The organism is Rhodococcus sp. KBW08 (assembly GCF_003852455.1).
GTDB classification, from domain to species: Bacteria; Actinomycetota; Actinomycetes; order Mycobacteriales; family Mycobacteriaceae; genus Rhodococcus_F; species Rhodococcus_F baikonurensis.
This window is the reverse complement of the sequence record NZ_QAJJ01000002.1, coordinates 206,084-218,199: the sequence shown is the minus strand read 5'-3', so window position 1 is coordinate 218,199 and position 12,116 is coordinate 206,084. Positions and strand designations below refer to the sequence as shown.

At 63.8% G+C, this 12,116-nt stretch carries 12 protein-coding genes; 11 read left to right on the top strand and 1 reads right to left on the bottom strand.

The features are described 5' to 3' along the window. Positions 1 to 21 precede the first annotated feature (21 nt). The 10 genes from ftsY to trmD all read left to right on the top strand — a co-directional run bounded on the left by ftsY (position 22) and on the right by trmD (position 10,895). Positions 22 to 1,482: a signal recognition particle-docking protein FtsY gene (ftsY, locus tag DBV08_RS01365; RefSeq protein ID WP_124566315.1), complete on the top strand. Its 1,461-nt coding sequence runs from the start codon at positions 22 to 24 to the stop codon at positions 1,480 to 1,482. A gap of 247 nt (positions 1,483 to 1,729) precedes the next feature. Continuing rightward, positions 1,730 to 2,989, top strand: a complete 1,260-nt coding sequence (locus DBV08_RS01360; protein WP_042450902.1) for an ammonium transporter — start codon at positions 1,730 to 1,732, stop codon at positions 2,987 to 2,989. Positions 2,990 to 3,045: 56 nt separating this feature from the next. Beyond that, positions 3,046 to 3,384 carry a P-II family nitrogen regulator gene (locus DBV08_RS01355; RefSeq protein ID WP_003942772.1) on the top strand — a complete coding sequence of 113 codons (339 nt, stop codon included), beginning with the start codon at positions 3,046 to 3,048 and terminating at the stop codon, positions 3,382 to 3,384. Next, complete coding sequence (locus DBV08_RS01350; protein WP_095969233.1) at positions 3,374 to 5,881, top strand: [protein-PII] uridylyltransferase; 2,508 nt, start codon at positions 3,374 to 3,376, stop codon at positions 5,879 to 5,881. The genes DBV08_RS01355 and DBV08_RS01350 overlap by 11 nt, the downstream gene beginning before the upstream one ends. Before the next feature lie 115 nt (positions 5,882 to 5,996). Continuing rightward, on the top strand, positions 5,997 to 7,574 hold the full coding sequence (ffh, locus tag DBV08_RS01345; RefSeq protein ID WP_003942713.1) for a signal recognition particle protein: 1,578 nt from the start codon (positions 5,997 to 5,999) through the stop codon (positions 7,572 to 7,574). Between the two features lie 3 nt (positions 7,575 to 7,577). Beyond that, positions 7,578 to 8,660 carry an amidohydrolase family protein gene (locus DBV08_RS01340; RefSeq protein WP_124566314.1) on the top strand — a complete coding sequence of 361 codons (1,083 nt, stop codon included), beginning with the start codon at positions 7,578 to 7,580 and terminating at the stop codon, positions 8,658 to 8,660. Positions 8,661 to 8,869: 209 nt separating this feature from the next. Beyond that, positions 8,870 to 9,340 carry a 30S ribosomal protein S16 gene (rpsP, locus tag DBV08_RS01335; RefSeq protein WP_003942818.1) on the top strand — a complete coding sequence of 157 codons (471 nt, stop codon included), beginning with the start codon at positions 8,870 to 8,872 and terminating at the stop codon, positions 9,338 to 9,340. Continuing rightward, entirely contained in the window at positions 9,337 to 9,579 is a 243-nt protein-coding gene (locus tag DBV08_RS01330) for an RNA-binding protein (protein WP_003939023.1), read from the top strand. The genes rpsP and DBV08_RS01330 overlap by 4 nt, the downstream gene beginning before the upstream one ends. A 14-nt stretch (positions 9,580 to 9,593) precedes the next feature. After that, on the top strand, positions 9,594 to 10,181 hold the full coding sequence (gene rimM / locus DBV08_RS01325) for a ribosome maturation factor RimM (RefSeq protein ID WP_124566313.1): 588 nt from the start codon (positions 9,594 to 9,596) through the stop codon (positions 10,179 to 10,181). 9 nt (positions 10,182 to 10,190) lie between these two features. Continuing rightward, positions 10,191 to 10,895: a tRNA (guanosine(37)-N1)-methyltransferase TrmD gene (gene trmD, locus DBV08_RS01320; RefSeq protein WP_095969235.1), complete on the top strand. Its 705-nt coding sequence runs from the start codon at positions 10,191 to 10,193 to the stop codon at positions 10,893 to 10,895. Here trmD and DBV08_RS01315 read toward each other — a convergent pair. Then, positions 10,892 to 11,467 (bottom strand): dihydrofolate reductase family protein, encoded by a 576-nt coding sequence (locus tag DBV08_RS01315; protein ID WP_124566312.1) that lies wholly within the window; start codon positions 11,465 to 11,467, stop codon positions 10,892 to 10,894. The genes trmD and DBV08_RS01315 overlap by 4 nt on opposite strands. A gap of 69 nt (positions 11,468 to 11,536) precedes the next feature. On the opposite strand from DBV08_RS01315, the gene DBV08_RS01310 reads away from it, so the two are divergent. Continuing rightward, entirely contained in the window at positions 11,537 to 12,115 is a 579-nt protein-coding gene (locus DBV08_RS01310; protein ID WP_095969237.1) for a TetR/AcrR family transcriptional regulator, read from the top strand. Position 12,116 lies beyond the last annotated feature (1 nt).

Here is a 12,116-nt window from a genome sequence, read left to right as displayed (position 1 = left end):
GGAGCCTGAAACAATGGGCCGGTGACTACCCAGGCTTGGATCATCATCGCGGCTGTAGCGGCCGTACTACTCGTCGTTCTCGTTGCCGGATTCCTGCGCTACCGCAAGGGGCAGGTTTCGCTGAAGGCGCCCGAGACGAAGCCGGAGCTCGGCGCCCCCGAGAAGGACAAGTCAGGCGGCTACAAGGCCGGCGGCGGGTTCAACTTCAGTCAGGGGTCGACGGCAACAGCGCCACCTCCGGTGGTTCCGACACCTCCGTTGGCGGAGAAGCCGCCCGTCGTCGAAGAGCCGGTTGTCGAAGAACCGATCGTCGAAGAACCGGTTATCGAGGAACCAGCTGTCGCGGAACCGGTTGTCGAAGAACCTGTTGCGGAGAAGCCGGCCGTCGTCGAGGAGCCGGTTGTCGAGGAGCCGGTTGTCGAAGAGAAGGTAGTAGAAGAGGCACCGGTAGCAGAACCGGTTGTCGAAGAACCTGTTGTCGTTCCCGAGCCTGTTGTCGTTCCCGAACCTGTCGTCGTTCCCGAAACCGTCGAGCCAGCACCGCGCGTACTGGACGAGATCGACCCGACCGAGGGTCGGCTGGACCGACTGCGCGGGCGCCTCTCTCGCTCGCAGTCGGCAGTCGGCAAGAGCTTGCTGGGTCTGCTCGGTGGCGGCGATCTGGACGAGGATTCGTGGGAAGAAGTCGAGGACACCCTCCTCATCGCGGACCTCGGCTCCGCGACAACGGAGAAGGTCGTCACGAAGCTTCGTGAGCAGATGGCGGCCCGCAGCGTCCGGACCGAGGCTGCCGCCCGCGCCCTGCTGCGCGAGGTGTTGATCGCCGAACTGCGTCCCGAGCTGGACCGCTCCATTCGCGCCTTGCCGCACGACGATCACCCGGCTGTTCTGCTCGTCGTCGGCGTCAACGGGACGGGAAAGACCACCACAACCGGCAAGCTGGCTCGCGTGCTCGTCGCCGACGGTCGTCGCGTCGTGCTCGGTGCCGCGGACACGTTCCGCGCCGCCGCTGCTGATCAGCTCCAGACGTGGGCCGAGCGTGTCGGCGCTGAAGTTGTTCGTGGCAAGGAGGGTGGAGATCCCGCTGCGATTGCCTTCGACGCGGTCTCACGGGGCATCGCGGACGGCGTCGACGTGGTCCTCATCGACACCGCCGGCCGCCTTCACACCAAGACCGGTCTGATGGACGAGCTCGGCAAGGTCAAGCGGGTCATCGAGAAGAAGGCCTCGGTCGACGATGTTCTGCTGGTTCTCGATGCGACGGTCGGCCAGAACGGACTCGCGCAGGCACGAGTGTTCGCGGAGGTCGTGGACATCACCGGCGTCGTACTGACCAAGCTGGACGGAACTGCCAAGGGCGGAATCGTCTTCCAGGTTCAGCATGAACTGGGTGTGCCGGTGAAGTTGGTCGGTCTCGGTGAAGGCGCCGACGATCTGGCGCCGTTCGAGCCGGGTGCGTTCGTCGACGCCCTGCTGGGCTGACGCCGCGGTGCGCCTTTTCGGTAGCGCGAACCACCGAAAAGGCGCACTGGGGCCGTAGAACCCCCTGGCGAAACCTGTTTGCAACAAAGTTGGGCAATTGGTTCACGTCTGCGAAACGCGACAGCGCCATGGACGAAACACCAGCCCAGCACTCTTCTCCTTAACGACGTGCTGCCCGGCACGTGCGACTAGGAGGTAGTAAGTGAGTACCGACGATTTGTTGGCGAACTCCGGTAACGCCGCATGGATGCTGATGGCTGCATCTCTGGTCTTGCTGATGACACCCGGCCTCGCTTTCTTCTACGGCGGGATGTCTCGGTCCAAGTCCGTCCTGAACATGATGATGATGTCCTTCGGGGCAATGGCCGTCATCGGCGTCATCTACGTTCTGTGGGGATGGTCGATGTCCTACGGCACCGAGAACATCGGGGGCATTTTTGCCAACCCGTTCGAGTTCTTCGGCCTCAAGAACAGCATCACCGATGCTGACGGCAACTTCATCGCCGGCGCCTGGGGCTACCCCAACGTCATCGACATCGCGTTCCAGGTGACGTTCGCGATCATCACCACCGCCCTCATCAGTGGCGCCCTGGCCGAGCGAGTCAAGTTCGGCACCTGGCTCCTGTTCTCGGGTATCTGGGTCACCGTCGTCTACTTCCCCCTCGCACACATGGTGTGGGGCGGCGGACTCCTTTCGGGCTCCGAGGACGGCATCGCGGCAAAGCTCTTCGGCACCACGGTCAACGACGACGGAGTCACCGTCGCCAACGTCGCTCCGATCGACTTCGCCGGTGGCACAGTCGTTCACATCAACGCGGGTATGGCCGGTCTGGTCCTCGCTCTCATCGTCGGCAAGCGTCTCGGCTTCGGCAAGACCGCCTTCCGTCCGCACAACCTGCCCTTCGTGATGCTCGGCGCCGCACTTCTCTGGTTCGGTTGGTTCGGCTTCAACGCCGGCTCGGCATTCGCCGCCGACGGTAACGCCGGTCTCGCCTGGGTCAACACGACCACCGCGACGTGCGCCGCAGTCCTGGCCTGGCTCGCCACCGAGCGTATTCGTGACGGTCACGCCACCAGCCTCGGCGCAGCTTCCGGTGCGGTCGCCGGTCTGGTCGCCATCACCCCTGCTGCCGGTGCGCTCAACCCTGTCGGTTCCATCTTCCTCGGCGCCGTTGCCGGCATCCTGTCCGCTCTCGCAGTCGGCCTGAAGTTCCGCTTCGGCTTCGACGACTCGCTCGACGTCGTCGGCGTTCACCTCGTCTCCGGCCTGTGGGGCACGATCGGTATCGGATTCTTCGGCACCGCAACCGGCCTCTTCTACGGCGGCGACTACAAGCAATTGGTGGTTCAGATCGTGATCGCACTCGCAGCACTCGTCTTCACCGGCGTTCTGACGACGATCATCGGCTTCGCACTCAAGCCCCTGGGCTGGCGAATCTCGGCCGAGGACGAGGCACGCGGCATCGATGAGACCGAACACGCAGAGACCGCATACGACCTCGCGTGATCAGCACGTGATTAAAGTGAATTCAGGCACTTCAGAGTTTGGAAAGGGATGAGCACATGAAGCTGATCACAGCAATCGTCAAGCCGTTCACGCTCGAGGACGTCAAGACCGGACTCGAGCAGGCCGGAGTGCTGGGTATGACAGTCAGCGAAGTTCAGGGCTACGGCCGACAGAAGGGTCACACCGAGGTGTACCGAGGCGCGGAGTACTCCGTGGACTTCGTACCCAAGGTCCGGGTGGAGGTCGTCGTCGACGACGCGGCCGTGGACAAGGTGGTCGAGGTGATCGTCGAGGCCGCTCGAACCGGCAAGATCGGCGACGGCAAGGTGTGGGTCTCGCCAGTCGAGTCGGTCATCCGGGTTCGCACCGGGGAACGCGGTGGCGATGCACTCTGACCCGAAAGGGTCCGAGAACTTCGGCCCTGGTTCCGTCGCGAAAGCGACGGGGCCAGGGCCGGTCTCGTCAGGGGGATCCGACGAAGCTGCGGACCTGGCCCGCGCACGCAAGGCCCTACTCACCGGAGGCGTCAAGAACAGGAGGCTCGACGCCCCCTCGCTGCGACATGCACTGGTCGATCTGCACGAATTCTGGTTGACCACCAAGGGGACCGAACTGGGCATCAAACCGGATTGTGGGTTCGCCATCGTCGCCGTGGGTGGTCTGGGCCGACGCGAACTGTTGCCGTATTCCGATCTCGATCTGATTTTGCTGCACGACGACATGGACCCAGCGGTCGTGGCCCAGGTCGCGGACAGCCTGTGGTACCCGCTGTGGGACGCGCACATCAAACTCGACCACAGCGTGCGGACGCTTCCGCAGGCGCTTCAGGTTGCGGCTACCGACATGACGGCGGCACTCGGAATGCTCGAAGCACGCCACATTGCCGGCGATGTGGAACTGAGCAACCTGTTGATCAGTGGTGTCCGTCGACAGTGGCGAATGGACATCCGCAGCCGATTCGACGAACTGATCACCCAGACCCGTACGAGGTGGGAGCGCAGCGGCGAGATCGCCCATCGCGCCGAACCCGATCTCAAGAGCGGACGTGGCGGACTGCGTGACGTCCAACTGCTCAACGCCCTGTCCATCGCGCAATTGACCGACGGGATGCCGGGGCTGGGACCCAACTCGCCCGGCGGCGGTCTGGCACTTGCGCACAGGCGGTTGCTCGACGTGCGCACCGAACTTCACCGCGTTGCCGGTCGCGCCCGCGATCAACTGCGAGCTCAGGACGCCGACGAAATCGGTGCGGCGCTGCGGATCGGTGATCGATTCGACCTGGCACGCCTTCTCAGCGAATCGGCGCGCACCATCAGCTATTCGGTGGACGTCGGTATCCGTACCGCCGGAAACTCCTTGCCCCGTCGTGGTTTGTCGCGGCTGCGTCGCGCGCCGGTGCGGCGGCCACTGGACGAGGGCGTCGTCGAGCATGCCGGCGAAGTAGTTCTGGCGCGCGACGCGAGACCGAAGAAGGATCCCGGTCTGGTGATGCGGGTCGCGGCAGCGGCGGCCACCAACGGCATGCCCATCTCCGCGTCGACTCTCAACCGCCTGGCCGACAATGCCCCGGAATTGCGCGAGCCGTGGCCGAAGAATGCGGTCAACGATCTCCTGGTCGTGCTCGGTTCGGGATCGCGTGCCGTTCCGGTGATCGAGGCGATGGACCGGACCGGGCTCTGGGGTCGACTACTGCCGGAGTGGGGCACCATTCGCGATCTTCCGCCGCGCGACGCCGTCCATACGTGGACGGTGGATCGCCACCTCGTCGAAACTGCCGCTTATGCAAGCGGATTCACCACGCGCGTCGCCCGGCCGGACCTGCTCATGCTCGGTGCGTTGATCCACGACATCGGCAAGGGGCGAGGGGGAGACCACAGCGTCGTCGGCGCCGAATTGGCCACCGCGATCGGAAATCGTTTGGGGCTCTGGCCTTCCGACGTCGCGACGTTGACGGCGATGGTGCGCTATCATTTGCTGTTGCCGGAAACCGCCACCCGTCGCGACCTCGACGATCCGGCAACCGTGCAGCGAGTGGTCGACGCACTCGAAGGGGACGGGACCCTTCTCGATCTCCTGCATTCGTTGGCGGAGGCGGATTCGCTGGCCACCGGGCCTGGCGTCTGGGGCGACTGGAAGTCGTCTCTGATCGGTGAGCTCGTGCGTCGATGCCGTTTGCTGATGGCGGGGGAGGACCTCCCACAACCCGATCCACTCGCTCCCGAGCAGTTGGCCATCGCCGAGGAGGGCGGGGTTCACGTCTCGCTCGTGCCGGCCGAGAATCCGCACACCTACGTCGTGACGGTCATCGCGCCCGACGCTCCCGGGCTGCTGTCTCGGGCTGCTGGAGTTCTGGCGCTGCAGTCGTTGCGGGTGCATTCCGCATCGCTGGGGTCGCATGCGGGTTCGGCGGTCAACTCGTTTGTCGTCACGCCGAGATTCGGCACACCTCCGCAGGCGGTGTTGCTCAGGCAGGAATTGATCCGAGCTTCGGCCGGCGAGCTGAATCTGCTCGAACTTCTCGACGCCAAGGACGAGGAGGCACGGGCGGAGCAGTGGGACGACCCGATCCAGACCAACAAGGATTCGGCGGTTCCGGTGCTCTATTCGCAGGCGCCGCCGCGGGTCATCTGGTTCGACGCGCCCGGTGACGGTCACGCGATCCTCGAATTGCGAACCGAGGACCGCGTCGGCCTGCTCTGCCGACTGGCCGCAGCACTCGAACACAGTGGTGCCGACATCCGATGGGCGAAGGTCGCCACGTTGGGTTCCTCGGTGGTCGACGCGTTCTGCCTCGACTTCGGTGAGGCAGATACCCGTGCCGCGCGAGAGCGCGTCGAGGAGGCAGTGCTGGCCGTGGTTCCGGTGCCACAACCGAAGAAGAAAGAGGATTGACGGACCGGTTTCGGCAGTTACGCCCGCATCGGCTGGGATCGGTGCGGGCGTAGCGGCTAGGCTGGTGCCCGAGAATATCCACGGCTAACTCGCACGACCTTCAGGAGCGCACTCGGTGTTCGAATCCCTTTCCGACAGATTGACCGGATCTCTCAAGGATCTGCGTGGCAAGGGTCGTCTGTCCGGCGCCGATATCGACGCTACGGCCCGCGAGATCCGCCTTGCCCTGCTCGAGGCCGACGTCGCGCTTCCCGTAGTGCGTAGCTTCATCGCCAAGATCAAGGAACGCGCCAAGGGCGCCGAGGTCTCGGGTGCACTGAACCCGGCGCAGCAGGTCGTCAAGATCGTCAACGAAGAGCTGGTCGAGGTTCTCGGCGGCGAAACCCGTCGACTCCAGTTCGCCAAGACTCCGCCGACGGTCATCATGTTGGCCGGTCTGCAGGGTTCCGGTAAGACCACGCTGGCCGGAAAGTTGGCCAAGTGGCTCAAGGATCAGGGGCACACACCCCTGCTCGTTGCCTGCGACCTTCAGCGTCCCGGCGCCGTCACTCAGCTCCAGATCGTCGGTGAGCGTGCAGGCGCTGCGGTCTTCGCGCCGCATCCCGGCACCTCCATCGGCGGTGGCGAGAACGCACTGGGCGTTTCCGCAGCCGACCCCGTCGAGGTCGCCCGCGCCGGTGTCGAGGAAGCCCGCAACAAGCATTACGACGTCGTGATCGTCGACACCGCCGGTCGTCTCGGCATCGACTCGGAGTTGATGGCGCAGGCCGCCGGTATCCGTGACGCCGTCAACCCGGACGAGACCATCTTCGTTCTCGACGCCATGATCGGTCAGGACGCGGTCAGCACCGCCGACGCTTTCCGTGAGGGAGTCGGCATCACCGGCGTCGTCCTCACCAAGCTCGACGGCGATGCCCGCGGTGGCGCCGCACTGAGCGTGCGCGAGGTCACCGGCCAGCCGATCCTCTTCGCGTCCACCGGCGAGAAGCTCGAAGACTTCGACGTCTTCCACCCCGATCGCATGGCCAGCCGGATCCTCGGCATGGGCGACGTCCTGAGCCTCATCGAGCAGGCCGAGCAGGTTTTCGACGCCGATCAAGCCGAAGCGACCGCAGCCAAGATCGGTTCCGGCCAGCTCACCCTCGAAGACTTCCTCGATCAGATGATGGCCGTCCGCAAGATGGGCCCGATCGGCAACCTCCTCGGTATGTTGCCGGGTGCCGGCGGCATGAAGGACGCGCTTGCCAACGTCGACGAGAAGCAACTCGATCGCATTCAGGCAATCATCCGCGGTATGACGCCCGCCGAGCGCGACGATCCGAAGATCATCAACGCCTCGCGCCGTCTGCGTATCGCGAACGGTTCGGGCGTCAAGGTTTCCGACGTCAACCAGTTGGTGGATCGCTTCTTCGAAGCTCGCAAGATGATGGCTGCCATGGCCGGCCGTATGGGCATGCCCGGCGCACGCAAGCAGGTTCGCAGCAAGAAGGGCAAGAAGGGCAAAAAGGGTGGCAAGGGCCCGACGCAGCCCAAGATGCGCGGAGGATTCCCCGGTATGGGCGGATTCCCGGGTATGCCCGGCGGAATGCCGGCCGGTATGCCCGACCTGTCGAACATGCCCAAGGGTCTCGATCAGTTGCCGCCCGGACTGGAAGGCATCGATCTCTCCCAGCTCAAGCTGCCCAAGAAGTAGTCGGTGGCTGCGCTTCATCTCCGGGGTATCGGTCTGCCCGATGCCGAGCCGATCGAATTGTGGATCGTCGACGGGCTGATTTCCTTCGAGCCGGTGTCCGGTGCGGAGACGATCGTCGAATCGGGTTGGATCACACCGGGTCTCGTGGATGCGCACTGTCACGTGGGCATCCGCTACGGCGGTGGTGGGGGCGAAACCGTCGACGGCTTGCTGGGGCAGGCGAAGACCGAACGTGACGCGGGTGTGCTGTTGCTCCGCGACGCCGGATCACCGGTCGACACCAGGTTCGTCGACGAGCGCCTCGACCTGCCGCGGATTATTCGCGCAGGCCAGCACATCGCGGCACCCAAGCGGTACATCCCGGGCCTGCCGGTCGACCTGGACGACGAATCTCAGCTGCCGGGCGAGGTAGTGCGTCAGGCACGCGCCGGTGATGGTTGGGTCAAGCTCGTCGGCGACTGGATCGACCGTTCCATCGGTGACCTCGCCCCGTTGTGGAGCGACGAGATCCTGGTCGAGGCCATCGCTGCCGCCCACGCCGAAGGCGCAAAGGTCACCGCTCACGTCTTTGCCGAAGACGCCCTGCCCGGCCTGATCAACGCCGGCATCGACTGCATCGAGCACGGAACCGGATTGACGGACGCGACCATCGAGTTGATGGTCGCTCACGGCACGGCCCTGGTTCCGACGCTGATCAACATCGCTACTTTCCCCGAGATCGCGGACTCCGCCACGCGGTATCCGATCTACGCCGCGCACATGCGCGATCTGCACGCTCGTCGACACCAGACGATCGGTGCCGCTCACGAGGCCGGGATTCCGATCTATGCCGGAACGGACGCAGGCGGATCGATCAGGCACGGGCGGATCGCCGACGAGATCGCCGAACTCGAAGTTGCCGGATTGACAGCTCACCAGGCGTTGGGCGCAGCGAGCTGGGACGCGCGGAGTTGGTTGGGTGCGCAGTGCATCGAGGAAGGAGCGCCCGCCGACCTGGTGGTTTACTCCGAAGATCCGCGCGGAAACCCCGATGTGCTCGCGAAGCCGACGCGTGTCATCCTCCGCGGCACCCCCGTGAGTGGTTAGGGAGTCCCCGCACTCTCGAAGCGCGCACAGGGTGGTTTCCGAACGAGCCCACCCATCTGGCACAATGGACCATTGTTCGTCGCAACCGGTTACGTACCGCTGCGACGGTCACAGGATAGAGGCAAAACCGGGCTCACAAATCGTGTGGGTCGCTGAATTGCACGTGACATGCGCAGCACTGTTGTGCGCGCTGAAGGAGAACTGCAGCTGTGGCTGTCAAAATCAAGCTCACCCGCCTCGGCAAGATCCGCAACGCTCAGTACCGCGTTGTCATCGCCGACTCGCGCACCCGTCGTGACGGCCGTGCGATCGAGACCATCGGCAAGTACCACCCCAAGGAAGAGCCCTCGCTGATCGACATCGATTCCGAGCGCGCTCAGTACTGGCTGTCCGTGGGCGCACAGCCCACCGAGCCCGTCGAGGCACTCCTCAAGATCACCGGTGACTGGCAGAAGTTCAAGGGCCTGCCGGGCACCGAAGGCACCCTGCGCGTCAAGGAAGCCAAGCCCACCAAGCTCGAGCTCTTCCAGGCTGCGCTCGCGCAGGCCGAGAACGAGCCGGTTGCAGAAGCAATCACCCCCAAGAAGAAGAAGGCTGCAAAGGCTGACGAGGCCAAGGCAGAAGACACCGCGGCTGACGCCGAGGCTCCCGCTGCAGACGCCGAGGCTGCTGACAAGTGAGTGCCGTCGTCGCTGATGCGGTAGAGCATCTCGTGCGTGGCATCGTCGCCAATCCCGACGATGTGCGTGTCGAGCTGATCACCGGACGTCGGGGACGGACCGTCGAGGTGCACGTGCACCCCGACGATCTCGGCAAGGTCATCGGTCGGGGTGGTCGCACGGCGACCGCTCTGCGGACCTTGGTCTCCGGCATCGGTGGCCGCGGTATCCGTGTTGATGTCGTCGACACCGATCAGTAGACGGCAGTAAACAGGTGGAACTCGTAGTCGGTCGTGTCGCGAAGTCGCATGGCATCAAAGGTGAATTGGTAGTCGAGGTTCGTACAGACGAGCCCGAGGATCGTTTTGCCGTAGGTTCCGTGCTGCGTGGGCGCAAGCCGCGCGAGTCCACACTGAAGTCGTACACAGTGGAAGCCGCCCGGGATCATTCCGGGCGGCTTCTGCTGCGCCTCGAAGGCGTCAGTGACCGCGGCGACGCAGATGCGTTGCGCGGCACACTGTTCGTCATCGACAGCTCCGAACTCGAGCCTTCGGATGATCCGGACGAGTTCTACGATCACGAACTCGAAGGGCTGAAGGTCGTCCTCACCGACGGTACCGAGGTCGGTTCGGTCATCGAGGTATTGCATTCCGCGGCAGGCGAATTGCTTTCGATTCGCCGTACCGGTGAGACGTCCGGTGAATTGCTGATCCCGTTTGTCGCCGCCATCGTCACCTCGGTGTCGATTGCCGACGGTGTCGTGGTGATCGAGCCTCCCGAGGGACTGCTCGACCCGGATTTCGGCGACAAGTCGAACAGTGACAATTCGAACAGTGACAATTCGAACTCAGACAACGACTGATCGTTTGTCATGCGTCTCGACGTCGTCACCATTTTTCCCGAGTATCTCGAACCGCTTCGTGCTGCCTTGCTGGGCAAGGCAATCGAACGTGGCTTGATCTCGGTCGACGTCCACGATCTTCGGTCGTGGACCCATGACGTACACAAAGCCGTCGACGATTCCCCGTACGGCGGCGGACCCGGCATGGTCATGAAACCCACCGTCTGGGGCCCGGCACTGGACGACGTGATCGGGCGCTCCGATTCTTCCGGCCCGGATGATGCCGAGACCATTCTGGTGGTGCCCACTCCCGCCGGCGTTCCGTTCACCCAGGAGACCGCGCACCGCTGGTCCACCGCCAAGCACCTTGTCTTCGCCTGCGGCCGATACGAAGGTATCGATCAACGGGTTTTCGACGACGCCGCCAAGCGGGTCAGGGTCGAAGAAGTCAGCATCGGTGATTACGTCCTGATCGGCGGTGAAGCAGCCGTGCTGGTGATGGTCGAGGCTGTTGTGCGACTGATGCCCGGCGTTCTCGGCAATCAGCTGTCACACCAAGAGGATTCGTTCTCCGACGGTCTTCTCGAAGGGCCTAGTTACACTCGCCCGGCTGTCTGGCGCGACCTCGAAGTTCCGCCGGTTCTGCTTTCCGGTGATCACGCGAAGATCAAGGCTTGGCGCCATGAGCAGTCGCTGCAGCGCACGGCCGAGCGTCGACCCGATCTTCTTCCTTAGGTATTTCGCTTCAACCAGGTGATGCTTGCGCCGTCGTCGAGCGATTCGGTTGCAGTCGGTGTGAACAGTGTCGGCGCGTAGTCACCTCTGATCATCGGTATGCCTGCGCCGGCGACGACCGGATACCTCTTGATGATCAACTCGTCGATCTCCGGTAGTAGGTCGCCGGCGAGAGTCCCGCCGCCGCACAGCCAGATATCTTGTCCTTCTTCCTCTTTGAGGGATCTGACGACCGCACGTGGATCGGTGCGGACGATTGTGACCGCGTGATCCTCGGCGTCAGGGACGGTTGTGGAGACGACGAACTGGCGCAGGTGTGCGAAGGGGCTTCTCACGCCGGCGGTCAGCCCGGGCTCGTAAGAGCCGCGGCCCATGATGACCGTATCGAAGGTTCTGTTGGGCGCGTCCTCGATTCCGAGAGCGGGCCGCACATGCGTTGGCACGGTCTCGGGATATCGATCGCGTATCCAGGCCGTGATCTGTTCGGATACCGGAAAGAAATCGAATTCGCCGTCTGGTCCCGCGATGTAGCCGTCGAGAGAAGCTCCCACGTAGTACACAAGCTTTCGCATCTTGACGCTCCGTTCGTAGTACTATGTTTGTAGTGGTTTAACTTAGGGTCGTGTCAGGAGTGATGTCAAGTGCGAAAGAACCCGGAACGTCGGCTTGCCCTGATCGACGCGGCAATCGAGGTGTTGGCCCGAGAGGGTGCTCGAGGCTTGACTTTTCGAGCCGTCGACACCCAGGCGGCCGTGCCGAACGGGACAGCGTCGAACTACTTTTCCAATCGCGACGACCTGCTCACCCAAGCGGGTGGCCGGATCTACGAGCGACTGATTCCGGACGACCTCGCAGGGATGATCGATCCCGTCAACGGCACCGATCGTGAGCGCCTGGTGACGCTCATGCTCGACGTGGTCGAGCGGGTCACCTCGTTCGGAACGGGTTTCCTCGCGCTCATGGAGTTGCGACTGGAGGCGACGCGTCGACCGGACCTGCGAGCGGTCTTGACCGTCCGCATCCGAGAAGACTTCGACCTCAATGTCGCCAATCACCTGGCATCCGGGGTGCCCGGCGATGCGATGACCGTTCGCCTGCTCTATTTGTCGCTGAACTGGCTCGTACTGGATCGACTCACATTGCCGAACCTGTTCGGGGAGGAAGATATTCGTACGATCGTCGAGGCGGCGGTGGATCGAGCGTTACCCCGCGAATCGTAGG

Coding starts and splice junctions, on each gene's coding strand:
- DBV08_RS01360 (WP_042450902.1), top strand. CDS start 1,730: ATGCTGATGGCTGCATCTCTGGTCTTGCTGATGACACCCGGCCTCGCT.
- DBV08_RS01355 (WP_003942772.1), top strand. CDS start 3,046: ATGAAGCTGATCACAGCAATCGTCAAGCCGTTCACGCTCGAGGACGTC.
- DBV08_RS01350 (WP_095969233.1), top strand. CDS start 3,374: ATGCACTCTGACCCGAAAGGGTCCGAGAACTTCGGCCCTGGTTCCGTC.
- trmD (WP_095969235.1), top strand. CDS start 10,191: ATGCGTCTCGACGTCGTCACCATTTTTCCCGAGTATCTCGAACCGCTT.
- DBV08_RS01315 (WP_124566312.1), bottom strand. CDS start 11,467: ATGCGAAAGCTTGTGTACTACGTGGGAGCTTCTCTCGACGGCTACATC.